We start from the raw sequence: 25,781 nt of genomic DNA, 5'->3' as shown, positions 1-25,781 counted from the left end.
TCGGGGCCCCCACACCTCACCGGGTCCCGGGGACGGACCCCCGCGGCGTGGCACACCCGGTCTCCGGGGACCGGGCGGGGACACCCGCCGCACCCGTACATCCGACCCTCACACCGCACCGCACGCATCCGCACTGCACGCATCCGCGACGGAGGCCGTCTTCGTCATGCCGGGAAACACCTCGGGGGCCGTTCACAAGGAGATCCAGCCATGCGCCGAACCCCCTGGAAAACCGTCCTCGCCCTAGCGCTCCCCCTCCTCCTGGCCGCGGTCGCGCTCGCCCCGCCGGCCACCGCCGCCCAGTCGCTGCGCCTGCAGTACAGGACCAGCTCCACCGCGGCCGTCACCGCCCAGGCCGAGCCGTGGTTCAAGCTGGTCAACGACGGCGCCGCTCCCGTCCCGCTCGCCCAGGTCAAGATCCGCTACTACTTCCGGGGCGAGACCGCCTACCGCTTCGCCTGCTCGTGGGCCGTGGTCGGCTGCTCCACCGTGACCGGCCGGTTCGTCCCGCTGGCGGACCCGGTGCCGGCCGCCGACCGCTACCTGGAGGTCGGCTTCACCTCCGGGACGCTGGCGCCCGGGGCGGACACCGGTGACCTGCAGCTCCGCTTCCACCGCACCGACTGGCAGAACTTCACGCAGTCCGACGACCACTCCTTCGGCGCAAGCCGTACGGTCTACGGCGACTGGGACAGGGTGACCGTCCACCTGGACGGGCGGCTCGTCTGGGGCACGCCTGCGGGCGGGGGCGCCGAGCCCACGCCGACGCCGACGGTGACCCCGACCGGTGAGCCGGGCGGCCAGGGCGTGCTGTTCGACGACTTCTCCTACACCGGACCGTCCGACCCCCGGCTGGCCCAGCGCGGCTGGACCGTGCGCTCCAGCGCGGGCGGCCCCGGCATACCCGGCGCCACCTGGTCCCCCGCCGCCGTGACCTTCCCGTCGGCGGACGGCGGCCAGGTCCTGCAGCTCGACTCCTCCACCGACGGCACCGGCGCGGGCACCGTCCACACCGAGCTGTCCACGGCCGCCCGCAAGTTCCACGAGGGCACCTACGCCGCCCGGGTGAAATTCAGCGACGCGCCGGTCTCCGGCCCCGACGGCGAGCACGTGGTGCAGACGTTCTTCACCATCACCCCGCTGCGGCAGGACATGGACCCCGACTACGGCGAGCTGGACTTCGAGTACCTCCCCAACGGCGGCTGGGGCGAGCCCGGCAACATCCTCTACGCCACCAGCTGGGAGACCTACCAGGCAGACCCGTGGCAGGCGGTCAACGTGCACACCGAGGAGCGGGCGAGCTTCGCCGGCTGGCACGACCTGGTCGTGCAGGTCTCCGGCGGCCGGATCCGCTACTACGTCGACGGGCGCCTGTTCGCCGACCACGGCGGCGAGCACTACCCCGAGACCCCCATGTGGATCATGTTCAACCAGTGGTTCATCGACCTGCAGGGCGGCTCCGCCCGGCGCACCTACCGCCAGCAGGTCGACTGGGTCTACCACAGCAGGAACGAGGTCGTCCCGCCCGCCGACGTGCCGAGCAGGGTCGGCGCCCTCCGCGCCGCCTCCACCGCGTTCACCGACACCGTCCCGAACCCCTGAGGACCCGGTACGGCTCCGGTCCGTACCCCCGCCGTTACCGTGCCCGCCCGGCCCGCCGGCCGTACCCCCTGGAACCGGCCCGCGGGCCGTACCCCCCGAAAAGAGCAGAGACACGATGAAGCACCGACTCCTGGCCACCGCGGCCGCGCTGGCCCTGGCCGCCACCGCCGCCGCCTGCGGCTCCGGTTCCGGCGGCGGGTCCGCCGCCCCCGCGGACTCCGAGCCCGTCAGGCTCACCGTCTGGATCATGGACGGGAGCGTCACGGACGAGCTCGTCAAGCGTTTCGAGACCGGCTACGAGAGCGCCCACCCCGGCGTGGACCTCGACGTCCAGATCCAGGCCTGGGACGGCATCGGTGAGCGGATCACCGCCGCCCTGGCCAGCACGGACGCCCCCGACGTGATCGAGGTCGGCAACACCCAGGTGGCCCAGTACGCCGCCAGCGGCGGGGTCAGGGACCTCAGCGGCAAGGTCGCCGACCTCGGCGGCGCCGACTGGATCCCCGGCCTGGCCCAGCCGGGCAACATCGACGGCCGGCAGTACGGCGTGCCCTGGTACGCCGCCAACCGGGTCGTCGTCTACAACAAGGACCTGTTCGCCAAGGCCGGGATCGAGGCGCCGCCCAGGACCCGCGACGAGTGGCTGGAGATCACCGCCAGACTCGACCGGGGCGGCGACCAGGGCATCTACCTCACCGGGCAGACGTGGTACGCGCTCGCCGGGTTCGTCTGGGACGAGGGCGGCGACCTCGCCGTCAAGGAGGGCGGCAGGTGGAAGGGCGCCCTCGACACCCCGCAGGCCCTGGCCGGCATGGACTTCTACCGGCGGCTCCAGGCCCTCGGCAAGGGGCCCAAGGACGCCGACGAGGCCAATCCCCCGCAGCACGAGGTGTTCGCGCAGGGCGGGGTCGCCCAGATGATCAGCGTGCCGGGCGGCGCGGCCCGGGTGCTGGAGGTCGCACCGGAGATGAAGGGGAAGATGGGCTTCTTCCCGATCCCCGGCAAGACGGCCGACAAGCCCGGAGCGGTGTTCACCGGTGGCTCCGACCTGATCATCCCCGAGGCCTCGCGGCACCCGGACGCCGCCTACGCGGTGGTCAAGGCCCTGGCCGGGGAGGACTTCCAGACCGAGCTGGCCAAGACGATGAACTTCGTGCCGAACAGGGCCTCGCTGGCGCACGTGCTCGACGCCGACGAGGGCACCGCCGCCATGGCCCGGGGCGCCGCGAACGGCAGGGCCACGCCCAACACGCCGAACTGGGCGGCGGTCGAGGCCACCTCGGTGATCAAGCAGTACATGACCGCCGTGCTCACCGGGAAGGACCCGGCGGCCGAGGCGCGCAAGGCCTCCGAGGCCATCACCACGACCCTCAACAGCGGATCCTGAGGACCCGCGTGCGGACCAGGAACCTCTGGCCCTACCTGCTCATCGCCCCCACCGTGGCCGGGGGTGTGTTCCTGCTGCTCTACCCGCTGCTGCGCGCCGCGCTGATCTCCGTACAGCACTTCCGGATGGGCGAACTCGTCCGGGGCGGCGCGCGGCTGACCGGCCTGGACAACTACCGCGAACTGCTGGCCGCCGAGGAGTTCTGGGCGGTCACGCTGCGCACCTTCGGCTGGACCGCGGTCAACGTGGTGCTCATCGTGGGCCTGTCGACCGCCGTCGCGCTCATGCTGGCGCGGCTCGGCCGCCGCATGCGCGTCGCCCTGATGAGCGTGCTCGCCCTGGTCTGGGCCACCCCGGTCATCGCGGCCACGACGATCTTCCAGTGGCTGTTCCAGTCGGAGCTGGGGATCGTCAACCGGCTGCTGGTGGCCCTGGGCTTCGACTCGTTCCAGGGCCACTCGTGGTTCGCCGACGGCGGGGCGATGTTCGGCGTGCTGGTGGCGCTGGTGGTCTGGCAGTCGGTGCCGTTCGCCGCGCTCACCCTCTACGCGGGTCTGACCACGATCCCCGCCGAGCTGTACGAGTCGGCCCGGATCGACGGCGGCACCGGCCCGCAGATCTTCGCCCGGGTGACCTTCCCGATCCTGCGGCCGATGTTCGCGCTCGTCACCTCGCTGGAGGTGATCTGGGTCTTCAAGTGCTTCCCGCAGATCTGGGTGCTCGGCCAGGGCGGGCCCGACGGCGCGACCACCACGCTGCCGGTCTACGCCTTCAAGGTCGCCCGGGTCCTGCACCGCTACGACCTGGGCTCGGCCGTCGCCATGCTCACCGTCGCCGTCCTCGCCGTCGCGCTGGCCGGCAACCTGCGGCGGATGCTCCGCCAGGAAGGAGCCGGCTCGTGAGGACGCTCCCGGCAGGAAGGAGCCGGCCCGCGGGAACGCGTCCGGCCGAGGGGAGGGCGGGCGGCGGGGCGTCCGCCGGGATTCCGGTTCCCACCGGGGCGGCGCGGCGGAGGCGGCCGGTACGGCCCGGCAGGATCGCCCTCAACGCCTGCGCCGCGGCCGTGCTCGCAGTCATGGCCTTCCCGGTCTACTGGATGTTCGCCACCGCCTTCCGGCCGACGGCGGAGATCCAGGCCGGGACGCCGGGTCTGTGGCCGGCGCATCCGACCCTGGAGCACTTCGCCGCCGCCGTGGCCGCCGACGGGTTCTGGACGTTCTGGCGCAACAGCCTGGCCGTCACCGCCGCCGCCGTGCTGCTGGCCCTGACGGTGGCCCTGCTCTCGGCCGTGGCCGTGGCCCGGATGCGCTGGCGCGGCAGAGGGCCCTTCGTCGTCATGGTCTTCGCCGCGCAGATGGCGCCGTGGGAGGCGCTGCTCGTGCCGATGTTCGTCATCGCCCGGGACACCGGGCTGCTCGACTCCCTGGCGATGCTCACCGGCGTCTACTTCATGATCACGCTGCCGTTCACGATCGTGACCCTGCGCGGCTTCCTGGCCGCCGTCCCCGCGGAGCTGGAGGAGGCCGCGCTGGTCGACGGCTGCACCCGCCCGGCCGCCTTCCGCAGGGTGGTCTTCCCGCTGCTCGCACCGGGGCTGATGGCCACCTCGCTGTTCGGGTTCGTCACGGCGTGGAACGAGTTCGCGTTCGTCAACGTGCTGATCATCAAGGACCGGGACAAGCGCACCCTCCCCGTCTGGCTCTCGTCCTTCCGCGACGTGTTCGGCACCGACTGGGGCGCCACCATGGCCGCCGCCACCCTGTTCGCGCTGCCGGTCCTGGTGGTCTTCCTGTTCCTGCAGCGCCGGGTGGGCGCGGGCCTGACCGCCGGCGCGGTGAAGGGCTGATCCGTCTCCGTTACTCGGCCGCTCCCTGAAGGGAGCGGCTTCTCACTGATCCGCTCCCGCAGCCTCATGAGCGTGCACGGGTTTCCACTCGCCCCGGGCCTGACCGGCGGGATCCACTCGCGACGGCTCGCTGAGCTCGGGTACCGGAACCGGCCCCGCCGCCCGCAGGCGGGGCCGGTTCGCATCCGTGCTCACGCCTGGGCGTCACCGGAGCCGCTTGGCCACCAGTTCGTACCGCACCGCGCAGACGTTGCGCCCGTCGTAGGAACCGAGGAGGGTGATCTCCCGGGGTCTCCCCGCCGTGTACCTGTCGACCTGTGCCTGGTCCCAGGTGGTGAAGTCCTCCACCTTGCACTCCCCGGTGCCCGTGTGCCTGCGCTCGTCGTCGTACCTGTCCGTCGTCTGGAGGTGGGCGGCGAACCTGATCCGCGCACCGAAGGCGCCGCGGACCGTCACCGTGTTGTTGTCCTTCAAGTAGTCCGTCAGGCAGCGCTTGTAGGTGTCGGTCGTGCACAGCGGGCGTTGGGCCAGGTCGTAGTCGTCTCCGGTGCCCAGGAAGGCCGGGTGGTCGGGGAACTCGTCGCTGGACCAGCTCTCTTCCCGGTCCCAGGAGCGGGCCCGGCGGTCCCAGGTGCCGAGGTTGCGGACCCGGGGGGTGACCGGGGAGCCTCCCTCCACGCTCATCGAGGCGTTGACCCGCTCCCAGCCGCCGCACTCGTAGCTGTAGCTCAGACTGGGAGAGAACCTGCCGCCGCCGCGCTGCGGCGGCCCGGTCGGGTCGCAGCTCTTGCGGTCGCTGAGGGAGATCGTCTTCCAGGTCACCTGGAGCTCGAAGTCCGCGGCGGCGGCGGCGTCGGCCGGGGCGGTCGGCGCGAGAACGGCCGCCGTCACCGCGGCGGCCGCCAGGGCCGCACGGAAGAAAGCCTTTCCACAAGAAGCCGAATCCATTTGTTTCCTTCCGATCGGTGTGATGAATTTCCGGTGCATCCGGGCGCGGAGAAGACGCCAAGACGTCATCCGGCAGCCGCTCAACCATCGGAAATGCTCTGCACGTGAAACATAAACAACCCGGGAATAAATTCGTCATGGCAAAGGAATGCATTCCGCATGCGGCCCGCATGGTTCTCGCATGGCCCGGCTCGGCGCAGCGGCACGGCGCAGCGGCACGGCGCAGCGGCACGGCGCAGCGGCACGACGCCTGCCGAACACGACGCAGACGAACGACCGTGACGATCGCCCTCAGCGGCACCGAGCTGCCGGGCATGTCGCGCAGCGGGCGCAAGGGGGCACTACCGCATCCGCCCGCAGCCGGCCTGGTCGCCGCGGGAGAGGACGATCACGGCACCCGGCGGCCACCGATCATGGCGCGCCCCGGACCGGGCGACGAGGTCGTCGCCCACCGCAGACCGTGGAAGCGACGCCGACGGAGCCGGCGCGAAGGGCGTCGGGGTCGTCGTCCCGTACCGGACACGCTCAGAACCCGGCCTCGGCCAGGTCCGCCCAGGCCATGATCTCCTGCCCGTCACGGGCGAGTTCGGCGCCTGCGGCGGCGAGCAGCCGCCGCATGGGCGTGTTGCCGGCCGTGGTGCTCGCGAAGAGCCGCCGGGCGCCGCCGGCGCGGGCGAGTTCGAAGAGCCGCCTGAGCACGGCGCCGCCGACGCCGGCGCCGCGGTGCGAGCGTCCGATCCAGATGCCCGCCTCCACCGCGTGCCCGGCGTCCTCGATCGGGCACAGCCGGGCGGCGCCCACCGCCTCCTCGCCCACGCGGATCACGTAGGTGGTCTCCACCGGCTCGCCCGACAGCGATCTCGCCCGGTGGAAGTCCAGGAACGCCTGCCGCCGCCCGGCCGTCCACCCGGCCGGCCCGTCGACCGGGGGCATCACCTCAAGCGGATCGGCATCCGCGACGGCGGCGTCGAGAAGCTCCCGCAGCGACGTCTCGTCGAGCGGCTGCAGCGTGACGTCCGGTCGCATTCGCCCACCCCCGCTTCGCGTTCGGCCCGTCGGGCGCGCGGCCCGGTACGGCCCGCCCGGTCGATGGTACAGATCGCCGGGAACGCGCTACCGCCCGCCGGCCGGCGGGCGGACGCCGGGCACCGTTCCCCTGGTGATGTCGGCCAGGGTGATCTCGGTGAGCAGCCGCTCCTCATGGTCGCGCAGCACGCTCCACACGTCGGCCAGCGGCCCGGCGACCCCCGGGTATCCACCGTGGTCGCCGCCCTCCGGGACGCCCTCCACGATCGTAACGACGTCGGCCAGGGTGATCTCCTCGGCCGGCCGGGTCAGCCAGTAGCCGCCGTCGGAGCCGCGCCTGCTGTGCAGCAACCCGCCCCTCCTGAGCTGGAGCAGGATGTTGTCCAGGAACCTGCGCGGGATGCTCTGGGCCTCGGCGATCCGCTCGGCGGGCACGGGGCCGGGCGGCGCGGCGGCCAGCTCGGCCACCGCGCGCAGGGCGTACTGGGTTCGGGCTGAGGTCCGCATGACGGCTCAGTCGGCGGCCTGGCGCAGGCCCCACCGGCGGCGCAGGGCGTTGTCGGCGGCCCCGAACAGCAGGTCCACCACGATGCCGATCACCAGGATCACGATCATCGTCGCGAGCAGACCCGGCGAGTCGGCCAGTTCCCGGGCGAAGTGCAGCTGCTCGCCGAGGGACGGCTGGTTGGCGATGATGACCAGCAGCTCGCCGGCCATCAGGGAGCGCCAGGCGAAGGCCCAGCCCTGCTTCAGCCCGGCCAGGAACGACGGCAGGGAGGCGGGCAGGATCACGTGCCGGTAGAGCCGGAGCCGCCGCAGACCGAGCATGTGCCCGGCGCGCAGCAGGATCGGCGGGGTGTAGTCGACCCCGGCGATGAGCCCGTTGGCGATGGACGGCGCGGCGCCGAGCACGACGACGAACATGATGGCGCTCTCGGTCAGCCCGAACAGCAGGATCGCCAGCGGGAACCAGGCGATCGACGGCATGGTCTGCAGGCCGGTGATCAGCGAGCCCACGGCCCTGCGCAGCGGGCGGATGCGCGAGACGAGCGCACCGACCACGAGGCCGACCGCGATCGCCAGCGCGAACCCGGCGACCGCGCGCCGCATGGTGACGGTCACGGCCGTGTAGAACTCCGCCTCACCGAGGCGCTCGGCGAGCACGCCGAGGGTCGTGACGGGGCCGGCGAAGACGTACTCGGGCCACCAGCCGGCCAGCACGACCAGCTGCCAGGCCACCAGGACGAGCGCGACGGCGGACGCGATGGGCCAGATCCCGGACCAGATCCGGGAGGCGAGCCCCCTGCGCTGCCGGGTGGTCAGCTCCAGCGCGTCGAGACCGGCGAGCTGCCGGGCGTGGACGTCTCCGCTCCGGGTGCCGGCGTCAACGGACATCTCGGGCCACCTTCCAGGGTGCTCCGCCGGCGGCGGGAGGGGTCGGGACGGCGAGGGCGGCGAGGGCGAGGTCAGCGGCCATGGCGCATGACCTCCTCGCGCAGCCGGTCGGTGATCCGGCCCGCCTGCTCGGCCACCTCGGCGGAGTCGGTGCGGCGGGGCCGCTCCAGCGTCACCGGGAAGTCCTCGACGACGCGGCCGGGACGGCTGCTCAGCAGGACCACCCGGTCGCCGAGCCGTACGGCCTCGCGGACGTTGTGCGTGACGAACAGGACCGACAAATTCCGCTCGCGCCAGATGCGCTCCAGCTCGTCGTGGAGCAGGTCGCGGGTCATCGCGTCCAGCGCGCCGAACGGCTCGTCCATCAGCAGCACGTCGGCGTCCTGGGCGAGCGCGCGGGCCAGCGCGACCCGCTGGCGCATGCCGCCGGAGAGCTCGTGCGGGCGCTTGGCGCCGAACCCGCCGAGGTGCACGGTCTCCAGGAACTCCGCGGCGCGCGCCCGGCGCTCCGCCCGGGTCACGCCCTTGGCCCGGAGCGCCATCTCGATGTTGGCCGAGACGGTCAGCCAGGGGAAGAGCGCCGGCTCCTGGAACATCATCGCCACCCGGCCCCCGTCGGCCTCGATCCGCCCGGCGGTGGGCCGGTCGAGCCCGGCGACGAGGGACAGCAGGGTGCTCTTGCCGCAGCCGGAGGCGCCGAGCAGGCAGACGAACTCCCCGGCGCCGACGTCCAGGGAGACCTCGTCGAGGGCCAGCAGGCCGGTCCGGCCCTGGCCGTACATCTTGGAGACGGCCTCCAGCCGGACGGCGGGCCCGCGGCCCTCCGCCCGGTCGGCGGCCTGCTCCGTGAGCGGAGCGGTCACGTGTTCCTCCTCTTGCCTCGGCGGACCCCGCCAGGGAGCCTCACTTGTCGGAGATCTGCGGCCGGCCCTTGGCGGCGAGGACCTCGTTCAGGATCTTCAGGTCGTAGATGCCGGTGAGGTCCACCGGCTCGAGCAGCCCGACCTTGACGGCGTGGTCGGCGCTGCCCACCAGGGACGAGGCGATCGGGTCGTTGGTGAAGGTGATGTTCTTGAAGGCGCCGTCGAGCACCTCGGGCTTGAGCGGCTTGCCGGCCAGCTTCTCCAGCGCGGCGTTGGCCGTCTCGGCGGCCCCGGCCGGGTCGGAGGCGATGAGCTCGTTGGCCTCCACGTGGGCCTCGATGAGCTTCCGCACCGCCTCCGGGTGCTCCTTCGCGAACTCCTGGCGGACGATCAGGTGGGTGATCACGAACTCCTTGCCCGGCCACAGGTCCCGCTCGTCGACCAGCACCTTGCCGCCGCTCTCGGTGATGAGGCGGCTGGCGAAAGGCTCGGGCACCCAGGCGCCGTCGATGTCGCCGGTGGCGAAGGTCTGGATGGTCTGGGAGTTCTCCTGCGGCACGATCGAGACCTCGCCGCCGCCCTTGGTGTCGGTCTTGACGCCCTTGGAGTCGAGCCAGTAGCGCAGCGCCACGTCCTGGGTGTTGCCGAGCTGCGGGGTGGCGATCTTCTTGCCCTTGAGGTCCTCGACGCTCTCGATGCCCGGCTTGACGACGAGGAAGACACCGCCCGAGGCCGCCCCCGCGACGATCTTGATCGCCTGGCCCTTGGACTTGGCCCAGGCGTTGATGGCCGGGTTGGGGCCGACGTACGTGGCGTCGACCGCGCCGGAGAAGACCGCCTCGATCGCGGCGGGGCCGGCGTTGAAGGTACTGGTCTTGAGCGCCGTGCCGGAGCCGAGGTGCTTGGCGTACAGGCCCTTCTCCACCCCGACCAGCGCGGTGGCGTGCGTGATGTTCGGGAAGTAGCCGAGCCTGACCTCGGCCGGCCCGCCTCCGCCACCGGCGGCCGCGGCGGTCGTCCCGGCGGGCTCGGCGTTCCCGCAGGCCGCCGCCAAGGTGGTGAGCGCCAGTGCGGCCAGTGCGGCCACCGCTCCGCGGGCCCTGCGAGCGTTCATGAGTTCTCCCTATTTCCCACTTATTTAGTAGACTTAGTGTGTTTATAGGCCCCCGGGACCTCCGCGTCAAGCCGGATGCCGGATTCGTCCGCGAACGGCCGTGTCCCCGGGTCGCGCGGTCTGCACGGCCCGGGGACACGGGGTACGGGGGTATGGGTGCGGTCGCCGGTTCGCCGGGCGCGGCCCGGGAACCCGAACGGATCTACGAGGTGAGACGGGCCGCCTCCGCGACGGCGGCCCGCAGCCGCCGGGTGCAGGGGTGGCGGGGCAGAGAGAAGACGTCGTCCACGTCCCCCTCCTCCACCGCCCGCTTTTGGCCATGACTCCCGAGCTCATCGCCCGGTAGGGGGCCAGCTGCATGGTGATGCCGCCAGGGATGGCGAGGTCGGCGGCGATGCGGTGGGCGGCGGGCGATGCGGCCGAGCAGCTCGTCGTGCTGGGCCGCGCTCAGACCCGGGCGCTGGGCCGGGGCCGCCGAACCGGCGGTGGCCGAGCACACGCCGGTCTCCGGCGGCTTCAGCCACACGTCCCGGGCGGCCTCCCAGTTCCCGGCCAGAGCGGCGACGACGGAGCGGACCCGCTCATAGCCGGTGGCCATCAGAAGGTCGGAGCGCGGCCGTAGCTCTTCATCCCGGTGATGTAGTAACCGGGTTCCGGATGGGTGAACTGGTCAGCGCGCACCGGCGGCTCCTCCAGCACATAACGCATGTCGCGTCAGGGCACCGGTAATCCCTGCGGGCGGGACCGGGACGGAAGTCCCACCGGCCGCAGGACCTTGGAGACGTGGACACGAGCCGTACGGCTCTGCGGAAAGGGCGGGGCCAGACGATGTACTGGGTGACGTAACAGAGAGAAGAAAGCGGAACAGGAGCCAGTCATGGCCGTCATCCACGGACGCAAGCCGGTCAACGGCCACGTCACCACCCCCATCACCACTACGCCCGCCGCGCAGGAGCGTACCCCCGTCGTCTACGCCTGGGCCGCCGCCCGCATCGCTCTGGGCTGGGTGTTCCTGTGGGCTTTCGTCGACAAGATGTTCGGCCTCGGCTTCGCCACCCCCGCCGCCAAGGCGTGGGTCAACGGAGGCAGCCCGACCACCGGCTTCCTCAAGGGCAGCGGCGAGAACGCCCTCGGCGGCTTCTTCAGCGGCCTGGCCGGGCAGGCCTGGGTGGACTGGCTGTTCATGCTCGGCCTGCTCGGCGTCGGCGCCGCCCTCATCCTCGGCGCGGGCCTGCGGATCGCGGCCGGCGCGGGCGCGACGATGATGCTGCTGATGTGGGCGGCCCAGCTGCCGCTGGAGACCAACCCGTTCATGGACGACCACATCGTCTACGCCATCGTCCTGATCGGCCTGGCCGCCGCCCACGCCGGCGACACCCTGGGCATCGGCACCTGGTGGGGCAAGACCGCCCTGGTCAAGCGATTCCCCATCCTGAAGTGACCGCCTGCACCACGCCCGTCCCCTGAAAGACCAGGGGACGGGCGTTCGCTTTTTCGGAAAGGGCCGCCGTGCGGCGGGAGCCTCGGGCGAGACCGGGAGACCGATCGGAAGACACATCGGAGATGTCATGGTCCCGATGGCGTCCGGGGTGGGGATCAAATCCTCTAGGTGATCAAGAAAGATGCGGGAAGAGTCGGAGCCATGGAGAAGCCGAGTTCGACGCCCTGTTCACCCCCGACAAACCCGTCATCTTCGACTTCCACGGCTACCCCTGGCTCATCCACCGCCTCACCTACCGCCGCGCCGGCCACCACAACATCCACGTGCGCGGCTACAAGGAGGAAGGCACCACCACCCCCTTCGACATGGCCATGCTCAACGACATCGACCGCTACCACCTGGTCATGGACGTCATCGACCGCGTCCCCGGCCTGGGCACCCGCGCCGCCCACCTGCGCCAGCAGATGTCCGACGCCCGCCTGCGCGCCCGCGCCCACACCCGCGAGCACGGCGAAGACCTCCCCGAGACCCGCGACTGGACCTGGACGCGGTGAACGACAACAGCCTCTCCGACTACGCCCTGCGGATGGTCGGTCGCGGGAGCCGACTTCTCCTCGACCGGGGCGAGACGAGTCCGGGGACACGGGGCATCGTGCCCCCTGTCCGGCTCGTGCGGAGACCTGCGGCTGGAGCGGCTGGGACGCATCGTAACGATCTGCTTGGTCTCATCATCGTTTACGTGCTTATGGCCGCCTCGTCCCGTTCGGCAGCTTCCCCGGCAGCATGGCCGGGTCGCGGCATTTCGTGCCGTCAGGGACGTATGCCCACGCCTCCGTGGAGTGTTTCTCAGGTCAACGGCTATTCGGAGGCGTGGAGGCCGCCCATCTTTGACGGTGGTAGACGGGCTGCAGGTCCAAGGTCATTTTGTGCGGAACGCCGGCCCGCCTCCAGACCGGCGTTCCGCCTAATCCTGAATCCTGGGTCGCCGCCGAGAACCAGACCGCCAGCAAGGTCTTCGACAGTGCTTGCAGGAACTCAGCGCCCGCGTCGCACCGGCTTTGGCGATGTAGGCCTCTGCGAGGTAGATCGCATCGTCACCCGTATGGAGGTGGCGATCACCTACCACTTCGGACCTCGCCGCCTCATGCGACGTCGGTGGACGCTGGTCTGCCCTGTGGAGTCGCGTTTCTGAATTGTCATGCCACGATGGTCGTGTTCTCGAACTCTATCGGAGTCAACATGCCGAGGCTGCTGTGCCGCCGGCAGACCGGCGGCGCCCCCGGTGCCATCGCCCACGTGGTCGACCAGCTCGGCGTGTACCGCAAGGCCCTGCGCGGCTGGGTGCACCAGGCCGAGATCGACGACGGGTAGCGGCTCGGCACCTCCACCAGCGATGCCCAGAAGATCGCCGAGCTGGAGCGCGAGGTCCGCGAGCTGCGCCGCGCAGGCGAGATCCTCAAGACCGAGGCCTGTTTACGGTGCCGGGCGTCCGTCCCGGATCAGAAATAGGCCTCGACCCGGCGGCCGGAGATCTGCTCCACCGGGAGCACGATGTAGTGGTCCCGGTGCTCCGGCCGCTGTCCGTCCCGGGGCGTCCAGGGCGCCAGGGGCAGGTGGGCCAGCCGGCTGAACTCCTCGCGGCCCTCCGGAACGGCGCGTGCGTGCCCGATGACGGTCACCGACCATCCGGTCCGGCCGGCCTCGTCGAACGCGTCGGCCTCCAGGGCTACGACCGCATCGCGCACCGCGGCCGCCAGCTTGGACCCGGCCCTGGTGCGGATCACCAGCCGTTCTCCGTCCAGCGCGTAGTTGACCGGCTGGATGGCCGGCAGCGCGCGGTCGGTGAAGACGATGCGCCCGAGCGGCGCCGAGGCGAGCAGTTGCATGGACTCGGCCCGTGAGAGCACCCGCAGGTCCGTGGAATCGACTTTCATGTCTCCAGCATCGGCCTGGCCGCTCTTCCTCACCAGGGACGAAGGTCTCCCCGCTCGCCGCGTTCGGCCTTGAGCCGGGTGACCAGCGCCGCGGCCTGGGTGCGGCGCTGCATGTCGAGCTTGCCCAGCAGGTTGGAGACGTAGTTCTTGACCGTCTTCTCCGCCAGGAACATCCGCTCGCCGATCTGCCGGTTGGTCAGCCCCTCGCCGATCAGGTCCAGGATCTGCCGCTCCTGCGGTGACAGGGCCGCCAGCGGGTCCTTGCGGCTCTCCTGCTCGCGCAGGCGCGCCAGCATGGACGCGGTCGTCCGCGGGTCCAGCAGCGACTGGCCCGAGGCCACCGTGCGCACCGCGCCGACCAGGTCGGAGCCGTGGATCTGCTTGAGGACGTATCCCGAGGCGCCCGCCATCACCGCGTCGAACAGCGCGTCGTCGTCGGCGAAGGAGGTGAGCATCAGGCAGGCCAGGCCGGGCATGCGGGAGCGGACCTCGCGGCACACGTCGATGCCGCTGCCGTCGGGCAGGCGCACGTCCAGCACCGCCACGTCCGGCTGGAGCGCGGTGATGCGGGTGACGGCCGACTCGGCGGTCCCGGCCTCCCCGACCACCTGGATGTCGTCCTCGGAGTCGAGCAGGGCCGCGACGCCGCGCCGTACCACCTCGTGGTCGTCCACCAGGACCACGCGAATCACGTCCATGACGTCGGCTCTCCTCACCTCGGCCGCCGGTGACCGGGCCTTCCAGGCACCCCTGTCCGGCGGGAGACCATCAAAACACGGATCGGGGCGGTGCGGGCACCCGGGTGCCCGCACGCCCGCGGGCGTGCGGGGGGCAGGGGCCGCGGGATCACGGGCGGTGCCGGATCCGGCGGCCGAGGTCGCCGGAGGCCGTGGTGTGTTCGCTCATGGATTTCTCCCAGGAGGACGGAAAGCCGGGTCGGGTTCGGACTTTTCAGGGACGGGGGCTCTAACCCGCCGAGTGCTTGACCCGGACGACGCCGGGGACGGTGCGGGCCAGCAGGTCGGCGATCCGGTCGGCGTGCTCGCCGCAGTGGCCGTGCAGCTCCGCCACACCGTCGTGGACGGAGACCTCCCAGGAGGGTCCGCAAGGGTAGTGCTCGTGCAGCGCGGCGAGCACGTCGGCGCGCAGATCGTCGTCAGAGCGGGCCAATACGGCAAGCAGGTCGCGGCGGCTGACGATGCCGACAAGGCGGCCGTGCTCGAGCACCGGCACGCTCTTGACCCTTCTATCGACCATGAGGTCGACCAGTTCCACCGCGTCGGTGGCCGGGGTCACCGTCACCGGATCGGCGGTCATGACCTCCTCGACCAGGAACGGCACAGGCTCGCCGTACCCCGGCAGGGCGCGGGCGCTGGCCCGGGGGTCGCGCTGGAACTCCCCACGCAGCAGGTCCATCTCACTGACGATGCCCACCAGGCGCCCGTCGGTGTCCAGGACGGGCGCGGCAGTGACATCGGCCGCGTGCAGCACCCGGACGGCCTGTCGTACCGGATCGGTACGGCGGACCGTGACGACCTGATCGGTCATGACCTCGCGGACCAGCATGGCCACCTCTCCCTCCGGCGTTCGCTCTGCCTGCCATCCCATCATCCACCGGGGCCCCGCGCAGAGGCCGGAAGCCTCCCGCGGCAGGGTCTTTCGGCCTCTGCGCGCCGGGCGGACAGGCTGGCCGAAGACGACAGGAAGCTCGAGGCGCCGTGGACACGGCGGGGTACGTGACGGCGCACCCGACGGAGCGCGCGGCCCGGCGTCGTGCGAGAAGCCCATGACCGGGAACGGTCTCGGCCGGACGGCGGTTCGCCGGAACCCGGTGGACTCCTGAACCGCCTGACCGACTCGTTCGGGTGAGGGCTGGCCCGCTCCCCGCTGTTCGACGCGGTGGTCCTGGTGACCGTGCGGGGTCGCAGGAGCGACGGCAAGATCATAGTTGCCCGCCGACCGCGCCACAGAGCAGGAGGTCTTCTCTTCGACGATCACTGAACCACCCGCAGAGCCGTCCACCGTAGGCGCTCTCGAACAGGCCTGCTCATCACCGGCGGTGACCCGTTCGAACGACCGGCGGTGCTTCACGCGGCCAGTGGGCGGTGATTCTTCGCACGGTTTCCCGCTCCACGGAGCATCGGGGTTCCGGGCCGCCCGCGTCGTATTCGCGCAGCACGGAACGCCGGGGCCGCGCGGCGGGTCGCGGGTCGCCTCAAGGTCTCGGGCATCACCGCGTCGGCCCGCCGCCCGCTCTGCCGCGAACCCCGCGGAGACCATGCCCCATGAAGGTCAAGGACCCGCCAGATCACAGCGGGATGCTCCAGCGAAGCCGGGTTCCTCCCGCCTGACCTGCAGTGATCTCGAATGAGCCGCCCAGCAGTTCGGCTCGTTCGGCGAGATTGCGCAGGCCGCTGCGCCTGCCGTCCGGCGGCAGGCCGACACCGTTGTCCCGCACGACCAGCGTCAACCGTTCATCGGCCGCTTCGACCGATACATCGGCTTTGGCGGCCTTGGCATGGCGCACGATGTTGGACAGCGCCTCGCGCAGCACCGCGAGCAGGTGCTCGGCGATCTCCGCGGGCACCTGGTTGTCGAGGCTGCCCTCCATCCGCAGGCCCGGCATGAAGCCCAGATGCCCGCGTGCACCCTCCACCAGGTCGACGATCTGCGCACGCAGGCCGGGCGCGGCGTCATGGCCGGACGTCTGCAGGGCGAAGATGGTGGAGCGGACCTGCCGGATCGTCTCATCCAGCTCGTTGATCGCGTGCTGGAGCCGGCTGGACGCCTCGGGCCGCTCCACCAGCCGCACGGTGCTCATCAGCGTCATCGCCACCGCGAACAACCGCTGGATGACCACGTCGTGCAGGTCCTTGGCGATGCGGTCGCGGTCTTCCAGCAGTCCCAGTCGCTCGGCGTCCTTACGGGCCTCGGCCAGCTCCAGCGCGATCGCGGCCTGTCCGGCGAACGCCGCCAGCATGCGCAGGTCGGCCTGGGTGAACGGAGCACGACCGGGCTTCTTGGCCAGTACCAGCACCCCGCTCACCGTCTGGGCGGCCCCCAGCGGCACCAGCAGCCCGGGACCGAACCCGGACGCGCGCAGCGGGGACCGCGGATAGGGCAGGTCCTGCAGGTTCCCGTAGATCGACGGCTCACCTCGGGAGAAGACCGCCCCCGCCGCCGACTCCTCGATGGGAAAGGCCGTCTCCTGGAGCGGATCCGCTCCAGGGCCTTCGGAGATCTCTACGCGCAACGTCTGGCCGCCCTCATCGGGCAGCAGGACCTGGGCCAGGTCGGCGTCGGTCATCTGCCGGGCCTGGCGGGCGATGAGGGTGAGCACCTCGTCAGGTCCGGCTCCCGACAGCAGGCTGGTGGTGACCTCCGCCGAGGCTTGCAGCCAGGTCTCGCGGCGCCGTGTCTCCTCGTACAGGCGGGCGTTCTCGATCGCGACGCCGGCGGCGGTGGCCAGCGCCACCACGATCGCCTCGTCCTCTTCGTCGAACTCCTCACCGCCGCGTTTCTCGGTGAGGTAGAGGTTGCCGAAGATCTCCTCGCGTACCCGCACCGGCACGCCCAGGAACGAGCCCATCGGCGGGTGCCCAGGGGGGAAGCCGTAGGACTCCGGATGGTCGGAGATGCGCGACAGCCGCAACGTCTGCGGCTCCTTGATCAGCAGCCCGAGCAGGCCCAGCCCGTGCGGCCAGTGCTCGATCGCCGCGATCTCCTCCTCGCTCAGGCCGACGGGAACGAACTGCATCAGCGTGCGGTCCTCGCCCACCACGCCCAACGCGCCGTAAGAGGCGTCCACCAAGGTGGTGGCGGTCTCCACGATCCGCCGCAGCACCGTCTCCAGGTCGAGATCGCTGCCGACGGAGACGACCGCTTCCAGCAGCGCGTGCACCCGGTCGCGGGTGGCCAGCACCGCGCTCAGGCGGGTCTGCAGCTCCGACAGCAACTCGTCCAGCCGCATGCCCGGGGCCAGGGAGCGCGACTCCTTATCCGTCATATCGGAAGTTTCGCACTAGAAACACTCTGGTGCCCACCTCCCCCACCAGGGGGCGGACACCGGATCCGGGCCGCACTGCGTCGGAGCCGCTCATCTCCATGCCGGACACCGAACGGCGGTCTCCAGCGGTTCGCCCGGTCTTCGGCGCGGGCGGCCACCGCGGCAGGAACCAGAGCTCCTAGTAGAGAGGCGGCGCGACGACGACGCCGACGGTGTGCGAGCAGGTGTCAGCTCGGAGGTGACGCCGACGACGCCCTCCACTCGGCCGATCCCCTCCAGCAGCCGGGTGATCTGGGACTTGTGCTCGACGACGCCCCCGACCGTCACCACCCCGTCCCGCACTCCGATCGACGCCGTCGAGGGATCGAGCCCGGCCGCACCGCGTACGACCGTCTCGATCTCCGCGCGCAGTTCCTCCGCCGGACGGGTGAAGACCCGCAGCAGATCCCGCTGGTGCACCGTGCCGACGATCCGGCCGGTGATCGGATCGATCACCGGCAGTTGCTTGATCCGCCGCTCGTGCATCAGCCGGGCCGCCTCGCGGACCGGCGTGCCCGGGGTCACCGTGATCGCCGGGCTGGTCATCAGCTCGGCGGCGGTGACGCCCGCGGCCTTGCGCTGCTCCTGCCGGCGCCCCTCCCCCTTGAAGATCGTGGCGCCGTGCCGTACCTCATCGACCTCCTTGAGCAGGAGGTCGTCTTCCGACACCACGCCCACCGGACGCCGGTCGGCATCGAGCACCGCTACCGCGCCGACCGCGAAGCGCTTCATCGCCGCGAGAATCTCCGTGAAGGGAGCATCCAGTCGCACCGCGATCGCCACCCGGCCCATCACATCCTTCACCTCGATCGACATGGCGCTCTCCTCTCAACTTCACGCGGCCGAAAACGGCCACGACCTGGCGCCGATCCTCCGGGAGCAGGCTGCGGGGGCGATGCCCGGATGCGGGACGCCCCAGCGAAGCTCGTCCATACCCTCATCGTCCGGCGTAGGCGCTATCCCCGGGCAGGGCGGAACGTCCTGCGGACGGAGGACCTCCTGCCCCTCCGACCGGGCCGTCCGGCCATCGGGGGCGTGGTCCGCATCCCCGCTGTCTTCAGCCGTTCACACCTGTAAAACGACATGGGCCACGCCCTCGACCCTCCCGTGTGACGCCCGGGGGCAAGCCAGGCGGCCCGGCGTAGCTCCTCGACCAGGATCGCGATGGGCTCATCGCGGCAGACGTCCACGTGCAGGACGCCGTCCACCTCGGCCAGTCCACCCGCCGCAGAGGCGGCTGCAGGGAGATCTCCGAGCACAAAGACCTTGTCTCAGGACCGCTTCCACGGTTCAGGTGCCGGCAGATCGGCAAGCGGTCACACCCGGTCGAGAAGACCGGCAGGAACTGCGTCTCCTGCTGCGGGCCGAGCCCGGCGCGCAGCGCCGTACCCGGACTGTGGCATCGGTCTCACCGTTGAAAGCCTGCAAGGAACGGCAGACGCCGGGACAGGCCGGGCAAGACCGGTGACCCCGCTCCGCGGACCCGCTCGTCAAAGGGTGAACGGGCCCGGGGAACCTGCGGTCTCAGGCGCGTGGCGAGCGGACCACGGCCACGGTGCCGCGAGCGTGGTGCAGAACGCCCCGGCTGACCGAGCCCAGCGCCAGCGACCCCAGGGCTCCCCGGCCGTGGGAGCCCACGACGACCAGGTCCGCTCCTTTCGACGCCGCGGTCAGCACCTCGACCGGATGTCCGGACCGGACGTCCTCGATCACCTTCACCTGCGGATACGTCTGCCGCCACGAGGCGAGCTTGTCTGCCACGACCTGGTACTGAGCCCTGCGGATCTCATCCATGTCATGGACGACCTCCGGGGCGTAGGCGTGCACCGGTGCCTGCCAGACGTAAAGGGCCCGCAGCGTGGCACCGCGCAACGCGGCCTGCTCGAAAGCGTAGGCCAGCGCGGGGTCGCACTGCGGGGAGTCGTCGATGCCGACGGCGACCTCTCCGTGAGCGGTCCGGGGACCGGCATGGACGACGACCACCGGCCCGCGGGCGTGCCCGGCCACATGCGTGCTCACCGAGCCGAGCACGGCTCCGGCGAACCCGCCCAACCCCCTGCTGCCGATCACGACCTCGGTGGCGCCGGCGGCCTGGTCGCGCAGGACCACGGCAGGCGCGCCCTCGATCATTTGGGTGGTGACCTCGATCCCGGGTCGGCGCTCTCGGGCGAGGGCCTCGGATTCGGCCAGGACCCGCTCCGCGTTGCGGGTCAGGGCGTCCCCCCACTCCCGGACGGAGAACCTGGGGATGTCGTACGGCGAGCGGTCCAGGGCGAAGACGATGCGCAGCGGAGCGCGCACGCGCGCCGCGTCGTCGGCGGCCCATTCCACGGCGGCGGAACCGGCGGCCGAACCATCGGTGCCCACGATCACGGGATCGGACATGGTCGTTCTCCTTCGCTTCCTTGCCTTCCTGCCATCTCAGCGTCCCCGGGAGGAGGTGACCAGGGCCGGTCGGCCCATGACCACGGGTCCATCGGCCGTGGTCTCCGGCCCGGCAGGCACGGACACTGAGGGCATGGACGATCCGTCCGTACGTGACGACGGGATCGAACCGGACGCGGTCACCCGCGTCCCGGCGCATCCCGGATCTGAGTAAAGGAGCGACGATGGCCCGCCAGATCGCCATGGCCTACCAGCCCCCGTCCACGGTAGGCCTCGAGGCCCGCATCCACGACCTGGAGATCCGCCTTGCCCACCTCACGGACCTGGTCGAGACGCTGATGCATGAGCCCGATCCCCGCTCCTGACCAGAGGGGCCTACCTGCGCCCGGACCCGGCCGGACGCCGGAACCCGAAACGGAGGAGGTCTTACGGCCGTCATCGCCTCCTGCGGTCTCAGACCGCCAGAGGATGAACCGGACGACCCACCTGACGCGCCCACGATGCACGGCCTCCCCCGGCAAGAGTCGGACGCGCTCGTTGCGGGCCACTGACCTGGCACGCCCGAGGTCTCACGGTCGCTCGTCGATCATCTCGGCGAGCGGCCGCCGTACGGTCCCGGCCGCCTCCAGGGTCATGCCCAACCGCATGATCATCTGTGGGTGCTCCCCGGGGCACAGCTCCTGGCGGATGAACTCGCGCAGGTGGTGCAGCTCCAGCGCCTGGGTGTGAAAGGCCGCGCGAACCCCTTCCTGCGCAAGCGTCTGTCGGCGCCGTGCCGGGCCGATCCGGGAACCCAGGGGTTCTCGACCCGGGTGTCGAACGCCGCGGCGGCCACGGCCGGTACATGATCGTCCAGAGCGGCGAGCCATTCGCGCAGCCCCCGCCCCTTGGACACCAGGCCGGCGGGGGCCTGCTGGGCGGCCGACTGCCGGGTGGCGGGCCGGCTCATGCCGAAGGCGTGGGTGGGTGCGCCGACGACGAGCAGGTCCACATCGCCGGGGACGGCCCCTGCGGGAGGGACCAAGAGCCCGGCGCGCGAGCGGGCAGGCGATCACCGGATGAGCCCCGGGCGCAGGGGTGTGCTGCGCTCCGGGACTCCGCAGAGGACCGTACGGCCGGTGCGGCACCGTTACGCGCGGGCCTGCGGCGGGCGGGGACGGGCGATGCGCAGCAGGTCGCACAGGAACGGGGTGGCCAGGCCCGCGGCCAGCGCCATGGCCCAGCCGAGCGGCGGCAGCGTCGTCAGGGCCAGCAGCGCGCCGAGCGCGGGCACCAGCGTCACCAGCACCTGCAGCGCTCCGGTGGCGGCGACCGCGGTCAGCACCGCGCGCCCCCGCCACCAGCCGTGCTCGAACGTCCAGCGGCGGGCTCGGGTGACGTAGGCCAGGGTGAGCCGGGCGAAGACCAGGGCCAGCACGGCCTGGGTGCGCACCTGCTCGTCACTCCAGCCCAGGTGGCGCGCGGCCTCGACGGTGGCGAAGACGAGTGCGCCGATGAGCAGGGCCCGCGCCGCGATGCGGGTGACGGCGGGCCGCGACAGCAGCCCGTCGCGGCGGGGACGCAGCGCGAGCGGGTCGTCGGCGGGCCGGTCGAGACCCAGGGCGATCGCGGGGATGCCGTCCAGGACCAGGTTGATCCAGAGCAGGTGGACCGGGAGCAGCGGGACGACCAGGTCGGGCCAGAGCAGCAGGCCGGTCAGCACCAGGAAGATCTCGGCGAGGTTCCCGGTGAGCAGGTAGCCGATCATCGAGGCGACGTTGTGGTGCAGCCGGCGGCCTTCGCGGATGCCGGTGACGATGGTGCCCAGCTCGCCGTTGGTGACGACGACGGCGGCGGCCTCGCGGGCCACGTCGGTGCCTTCGTCGCCGGCCATGGCCACGCCGACGTCGGCGTGGCGCAGCGCGGGCGCGTCGTTGACGCCGTCGCCGGTCATGGTGACGGTCTCGCCGTGCTCGCGCAACGCGCGTACCAGGTCGAGTTTGGTCGCCGGATCGACGCGGGCCAGCACCCCGGCCTCGCGCAGCAGCGCGGCGCGGTCCGCGCCGTCCAGGGACGCGCCGGTGACGACCGGGTCGGGTTCGATACCGACGTCGGCGGCGACGGCGCGGGCGGTGTCGGCGTGGTCACCGGTGACCATGACGACGCGGATGCCCGCGGCGCGGCAGTCGGAGACCGCCTGGCGGGCCGAGGGGCGGATCTCGTCGCTGAGGGCGACCAGCCCGGCCGGGGTCAGCCCGGTGGCGTCGAGGTCGTCCGTGCCTGCGTCGGCGGCACCGGAACCGGTGGTGGCAGAGCCCGGAGGGTCAGCGGCCAGGCTCACCGCCCCGGTGGCCAGGGCGAGCACCCGCAGGCCGCGGCGGGCCAGCTCGGGTACGGCTGCCGCCAGCCGGTCCACCTCCGGGCCGGGCGTGCAGCGGGCGAGGACCACCTCGGGGGCGCCCTTGACGGTCAGCAGCGGGCCGCCGCCGGTAGCGGTGATCACGGTCATGGACCGGGTCTCGGCGTCGAAGGGGCGCTCGGCCAGCCGCCTCTCGCCGGGCGGCAGCCGTACCCCGTGGGCGGTGGCGGCGGCCGCCAGGGCCACGTCCACGGCGTCGCCGAGGCCGTCGCGGGCGTCGTTGCAGCGCAGCGCCGCCCGCCACAGCTCGGCGGCGGGCACGGCCCGGTCGGCGGCTGCGGGAACGACCACCTGGTCGGCGACGGCCAGGCGCCCGGTGGTCAGGGTGCCGGTCTTGTCGGTGGCGATGACGGTGGTCGCCCCCAGCGCCTCGATCGCCGAGAGCTTGCGGACGATGACGCCGAGCCTGGCCATGCGCTGCGAGCCCAGGGCCATGGCGGTGGTCACCGCCGCGGCCAGGCTCTCGGGGACCGCGGCGATGGCCAGGGCCACCCCGGCCAGGATGATGTCCAGTAGCGCGGCCTGTCCCTGGCCGACACGGGTCAGGCCGATCAGCACCATCACGGTGCCCGCGGCCAGGGCCAGGACGCCGATGCGCCGGGAGGCCTGGGCGAGTTCCCGTTCCAGGGGTCCCTTGCCGCCGCCTTCCAGCGCGGTGGCGATGCGGCCCATCTGCGTGTCGGCGCCGGTGCGCTGCACCAGCGCGGTCCCCGAGCCGCGCACGATCAGGGTGCCGGAGAACAGCTCCCCTTTCCGGTCGCCGAGCGGGGTGCCGTCCTCGGCGGGCTCGGCGGGGTGTTTGTTCGCCGACAGGGACTCTCCGGTGAGCATGGCCTCGTCGGCGGCCAGGGCGCCGGCGGTCAGGACGCGGGCGTCGGCGGGGACGCGGTCCCCGGCGGCGACCTCGATGACATCTCCGGGCACGACCTCGGCGGCGGGGATGCGCTGCAGCACGCCGTCACGGCGTACCTTGGCCATCGGCGCGGCGAGCGTGCCCAGCGCGCGGACCGCCTGGTCGGCCTTGGTCTCCTGGCTGACCCCGATGACGACGTTGACGAGCAGGATGGCGACGATGGCCGCGCCCTCGGGGACCTCGCGCAGCACCCCGAGAGTGACCAGACCCGCGATGAGCAGCAGGACCGACAGCGGATCGGCGAGCTGGCGGACCGCGCGGGCGGTCAGGGTGGGCGGCTGGGGCTGCGGCAGCGCGTTGGGCCCGTGCTCGGTCAGCAGCCGCGCGGCGGCCTCCCGCGAGAGCCCAGGCGAAACATGCACATCGACGTCTTCCATGTGCCCAGTAGATCAACGGAGGAGACAGCGGGACCCGGATCGAAGGACACCTCCCGGCGGGACTTTCGTCCCCGGGCCCGCAGCGGGGAAAGCCCTATCCGCTAACAGACCGATCGCGGCCTCTCACCCCGCACGGCCGTGGCCGACGACCGCACCGCACCAGGACCTTCGCCCCTGCCTCACCCGGCTGCCGGGGTGGAGGCTCGGAGACGAGATCGAAGCAGAACGAAGGAGATCCCCGACCATGAACATGCGCGCCGCCGTCGTCACCGCGTTCGATCAGCCCCTGGAGATCCGGGAGATCCCCGTCCCCGAGCCGGAGGCCCACCAGGTCCTGGTCCGCATCGAGGCCAGCGGCCTGTGCCACACCGACATCCACGCCGCCCACGGCGACTGGCCCGTCAAGCCGGCGCTGCCCCTCACCCCCGGCCACGAGGGCGTCGGCGTCATCGAGAAGGTCGGCTCGGCCGTCACCGGCCGCGCCGTCGGCGAGCGCGTGGCCATTCCGTGGCTGGGGTACGCCTGCGGCACCTGCGAGTACTGCGTCGGCGGCCGCGAGACCCTGTGCGAGTCCCAGCAGAACACCGGCTACGCCCTCAACGGCGGCCACGCCGAGTACGCCGTCGCCCACGCCGACTACGTCGTCGGAGTCCCCGACGGCGTCTCCCCCGCCGAGGCCGCCCCGCTGACCTGCGCGGGCGTGACCACCTACAAGGCCGTCAAGGTCTCCGGGCTGCGCCCGGCCGAGCGCGCCGCGATCTTCGGCATCGGCGGACTGGGCCATCTGGCTCAGCAGTACGCGCAGATCTTCGGCGCCGAGACCGTCGCCGTCGACATCACCGCCGACAAGCTCCGCCTGGCCGAGGAACTGGGCGCCGCCCACACCGTCAACGCCGCCACCGGCGACCCGGTCGCCGAGATCCAGGCCCTCGGCGGGGCCGACGTGGCGATCGTGCTGGCCGCCAGCCCGCGCGTGCTGGAGCAGGCCCACGCCTGCCTGCGGCGCGGCGGCCGGCTGGTGCTGGTCTCCCTGCCCAAGGACAACGCGATGAGCCTGCCGATCTTCGAGACCGTGCTGGGCGGCATCAGCGTGATCGGCTCCATCGTCGGCACCCGCGGCGACCTGGCCGAGGTCTTCCGGCTGCACGCCTCGGGGCGGACCAGGGTGATCTACGAGACCCGCAAGCTCGACGAGATCAACGAGGCGTTCGGCGAGGTCCTCGACAGCACCGTCCCGGCCCGCCTGGTCTTCGAGATGTGACCGCGCCCCCTGTCGAGTACGGCCGGCAGCCGCCGGCCGTACCGCTGCGCCATGATCCCGAAGAGCCCTCGAAGCCGACACCGGCGGCCCTGCGGACGGTTCTCCGGGTCTTTCACCGCTGGAGAGGGGCGCCACCGCGGACATGGCGTCGAAGACGAACCCGAGGAGACCATGATGGACAGAGCACCGAAGTCCTCCATCCGGACCGGGCTGCTGATCGCCGGCATCGCTGCGGCGGCCTACCCGCTGCTGCTGCGCAGATGGTGCCTGACCTGGGGTGCCACCGCCGAGGAGGCGGAAAGCGCTCTGCCCGGAGACGAACTGCTGCCGGATCCCGGCCTGGTCGCCACCCGCGCCGTCGCCATCGACGCGCCACCCGGCGCGGTCTGGCCGTGGCTGGTGCAGATGGGCAGCGGTCGCGGCGGCGCCTACACCTACGACTGGATCGAGAACCTCTTCAGCCTGGACATGCACAGCGCCGACGAGATCCTGCCGCAGTTCCAAGACCTCAAGACCGGTGATCTCCTTCCTTTGGGAACGACCGGCCCGCGAATGCGCGCGGAGATCATGGAGCCGGAACAGTCGCTGGTGTTCCGATCGGAGGACGGCAACTGGGTGTGGGCCTTCATACTCCGCTCCGACGGTGAGACGACCAGGCTCATCAGCCGCAACCGGATCGCGGCTCCGGACGCCGGTCCGCTCGGGCGGCTGGCCAACCTGCTGATCATGGAGCCGGGCAGCCTCATCATGGAACGCAAGATGCTGCTGGGGATAAAAGAGCGGGCTGAACGCCTGGCTCGCACCGGATGACCCTGCCGATCTGCTGCCGGTCACGGCGCGCGAGAA

Annotated in this window: 24 protein-coding genes and 1 pseudogene; 10 read left to right on the top strand and 15 right to left on the bottom strand. The window is 71.8% G+C overall.

Going from position 1 to position 25,781, the window contains the following annotated elements; all coding sequences use genetic code 11:
• Positions 1-210: 210 nt before the first annotated feature.
• The 4 genes from HS048_RS18355 (at position 211) to HS048_RS18340 (ending at position 4,835) form a co-directional block, all read left to right on the top strand.
• A complete protein-coding gene (locus HS048_RS18355) occupies positions 211-1,602 on the top strand; it encodes a cellulose binding domain-containing protein (RefSeq protein ID WP_196467612.1) in 1,392 nt (463 codons plus the stop codon).
• A 115-nt stretch (positions 1,603-1,717) separates the two neighbouring features.
• Complete coding sequence (locus HS048_RS18350) at positions 1,718-2,989, top strand: extracellular solute-binding protein (RefSeq protein ID WP_196467611.1); 1,272 nt, start codon at positions 1,718-1,720, stop codon at positions 2,987-2,989.
• An 8-nt stretch (positions 2,990-2,997) separates the two neighbouring features.
• A complete protein-coding gene (locus tag HS048_RS18345; RefSeq protein ID WP_068901585.1) occupies positions 2,998-3,891 on the top strand; it encodes a carbohydrate ABC transporter permease in 894 nt (297 codons plus the stop codon).
• Positions 3,888-4,835 carry a carbohydrate ABC transporter permease gene (locus HS048_RS18340; RefSeq protein ID WP_307832533.1) on the top strand — a complete coding sequence of 316 codons (948 nt, stop codon included), beginning with the start codon at positions 3,888-3,890 and terminating at the stop codon, positions 4,833-4,835. Before HS048_RS18345 ends, HS048_RS18340 begins: the two co-directional genes overlap by 4 nt.
• Before the next feature lie 204 nt (positions 4,836-5,039).
• Here HS048_RS18340 and HS048_RS18335 read toward each other — a convergent pair whose 3' ends face one another.
• The 7 genes from HS048_RS18335 to HS048_RS39115 form a co-directional block, all read right to left on the bottom strand.
• A complete protein-coding gene (locus tag HS048_RS18335) occupies positions 5,040-5,783 on the bottom strand; it encodes a hypothetical protein (protein WP_153054525.1) in 744 nt (247 codons plus the stop codon).
• A 525-nt stretch (positions 5,784-6,308) separates the two neighbouring features.
• Positions 6,309-6,809, bottom strand: a complete 501-nt coding sequence (locus HS048_RS18330) for a GNAT family N-acetyltransferase (RefSeq protein WP_196467610.1) — start codon at positions 6,807-6,809, stop codon at positions 6,309-6,311.
• A gap of 87 nt (positions 6,810-6,896) precedes the next feature.
• Complete coding sequence (locus tag HS048_RS18325) at positions 6,897-7,316, bottom strand: Rrf2 family transcriptional regulator (RefSeq protein ID WP_196467609.1); 420 nt, start codon at positions 7,314-7,316, stop codon at positions 6,897-6,899.
• 6 nt (positions 7,317-7,322) lie between these two features.
• On the bottom strand, positions 7,323-8,204 hold the full coding sequence (locus HS048_RS18320; protein WP_068901593.1) for an ABC transporter permease: 882 nt from the start codon (positions 8,202-8,204) through the stop codon (positions 7,323-7,325).
• Between the two features lie 71 nt (positions 8,205-8,275).
• Positions 8,276-8,986: an ABC transporter ATP-binding protein gene (locus HS048_RS18315; protein ID WP_084008858.1), complete on the bottom strand. Its 711-nt coding sequence runs from the start codon at positions 8,984-8,986 to the stop codon at positions 8,276-8,278.
• 121 nt (positions 8,987-9,107) lie between these two features.
• Positions 9,108-10,181: an ABC transporter substrate-binding protein gene (locus tag HS048_RS18310; RefSeq protein WP_196467608.1), complete on the bottom strand. Its 1,074-nt coding sequence runs from the start codon at positions 10,179-10,181 to the stop codon at positions 9,108-9,110.
• 202 nt (positions 10,182-10,383) lie between these two features.
• Complete coding sequence (locus HS048_RS39115; protein ID WP_374058768.1) at positions 10,384-10,779, bottom strand: hypothetical protein; 396 nt, start codon at positions 10,777-10,779, stop codon at positions 10,384-10,386.
• 279 nt (positions 10,780-11,058) lie between these two features.
• Here HS048_RS39115 and HS048_RS18300 point away from each other — a divergent pair, with 279 nt between their 5' ends.
• From HS048_RS18300 to HS048_RS39110, 3 genes and pseudogenes are all read left to right on the top strand, one after another.
• Entirely contained in the window at positions 11,059-11,622 is a 564-nt protein-coding gene (locus tag HS048_RS18300) for a DoxX family membrane protein (RefSeq protein WP_191898439.1), read from the top strand.
• Between the two features lie 200 nt (positions 11,623-11,822).
• Positions 11,823-12,176, top strand: a pseudogene (locus HS048_RS18295) (phosphoketolase); the annotation flags it as partial.
• A 652-nt stretch (positions 12,177-12,828) separates the two neighbouring features.
• Positions 12,829-12,993, top strand: a complete 165-nt coding sequence (locus tag HS048_RS39110; protein ID WP_196467607.1) for a hypothetical protein — start codon at positions 12,829-12,831, stop codon at positions 12,991-12,993.
• Between the two features lie 128 nt (positions 12,994-13,121).
• On the opposite strand, the gene HS048_RS18285 is transcribed toward HS048_RS39110, so the two are convergent.
• From HS048_RS18285 to HS048_RS18260, 6 genes are all read right to left on the bottom strand, one after another.
• Complete coding sequence (locus HS048_RS18285) at positions 13,122-13,556, bottom strand: pyridoxamine 5'-phosphate oxidase family protein (RefSeq protein ID WP_191898440.1); 435 nt, start codon at positions 13,554-13,556, stop codon at positions 13,122-13,124.
• 29 nt (positions 13,557-13,585) lie between these two features.
• Positions 13,586-14,254 carry a response regulator transcription factor gene (locus HS048_RS18280; protein WP_230880875.1) on the bottom strand — a complete coding sequence of 223 codons (669 nt, stop codon included), beginning with the start codon at positions 14,252-14,254 and terminating at the stop codon, positions 13,586-13,588.
• A 268-nt stretch (positions 14,255-14,522) separates the two neighbouring features.
• Complete coding sequence (locus HS048_RS18275) at positions 14,523-15,122, bottom strand: HPP family protein (protein ID WP_230881738.1); 600 nt, start codon at positions 15,120-15,122, stop codon at positions 14,523-14,525.
• Between the two features lie 742 nt (positions 15,123-15,864).
• A complete protein-coding gene (locus HS048_RS18270; RefSeq protein WP_196467605.1) occupies positions 15,865-17,562 on the bottom strand; it encodes a GAF domain-containing protein in 1,698 nt (565 codons plus the stop codon).
• A 90-nt stretch (positions 17,563-17,652) separates the two neighbouring features.
• Positions 17,653-18,417: a CBS domain-containing protein gene (locus tag HS048_RS18265; protein WP_230880874.1), complete on the bottom strand. Its 765-nt coding sequence runs from the start codon at positions 18,415-18,417 to the stop codon at positions 17,653-17,655.
• Between the two features lie 708 nt (positions 18,418-19,125).
• The gene (locus tag HS048_RS18260; RefSeq protein ID WP_196467604.1) at positions 19,126-19,986 is read right to left on the bottom strand and encodes a universal stress protein; all 861 of its coding nucleotides are present in this window, start codon (positions 19,984-19,986) and stop codon (positions 19,126-19,128) included.
• Between the two features lie 224 nt (positions 19,987-20,210).
• On the opposite strand from HS048_RS18260, the gene HS048_RS18255 reads away from it, so the two are divergent.
• Positions 20,211-20,351 (top strand): hypothetical protein, encoded by a 141-nt coding sequence (locus HS048_RS18255; protein ID WP_196467603.1) that lies wholly within the window; start codon positions 20,211-20,213, stop codon positions 20,349-20,351.
• Positions 20,352-20,635: 284 nt separating this feature from the next.
• Here HS048_RS18255 and HS048_RS18250 read toward each other — a convergent pair whose 3' ends face one another.
• Both HS048_RS18250 and HS048_RS18245 read right to left on the bottom strand, forming a co-directional pair.
• Positions 20,636-20,977, bottom strand: a complete 342-nt coding sequence (locus tag HS048_RS18250) for a hypothetical protein (protein ID WP_196467602.1) — start codon at positions 20,975-20,977, stop codon at positions 20,636-20,638.
• Positions 20,978-21,115: 138 nt separating this feature from the next.
• The gene (locus tag HS048_RS18245) at positions 21,116-23,674 is read right to left on the bottom strand and encodes a cation-transporting P-type ATPase (RefSeq protein WP_196467601.1); all 2,559 of its coding nucleotides are present in this window, start codon (positions 23,672-23,674) and stop codon (positions 21,116-21,118) included.
• A 244-nt stretch (positions 23,675-23,918) separates the two neighbouring features.
• On the opposite strand from HS048_RS18245, the gene HS048_RS18240 reads away from it, so the two are divergent.
• The gene (locus HS048_RS18240; protein ID WP_230880873.1) at positions 23,919-24,935 is read left to right on the top strand and encodes a zinc-dependent alcohol dehydrogenase; all 1,017 of its coding nucleotides are present in this window, start codon (positions 23,919-23,921) and stop codon (positions 24,933-24,935) included.
• A 174-nt stretch (positions 24,936-25,109) separates the two neighbouring features.
• Positions 25,110-25,745, top strand: a complete 636-nt coding sequence (locus HS048_RS18235; protein WP_196467600.1) for a hypothetical protein — start codon at positions 25,110-25,112, stop codon at positions 25,743-25,745.
• Positions 25,746-25,781: the final 36 nt, after the last annotated feature.

The organism is Planomonospora sp. ID91781, from assembly GCF_015711595.1.
Lineage (GTDB): Bacteria > Actinomycetota > Actinomycetes > Streptosporangiales > Streptosporangiaceae > Planomonospora > Planomonospora parontospora.
This window is presented reverse-complemented; position numbering and strand designations above follow the sequence as displayed.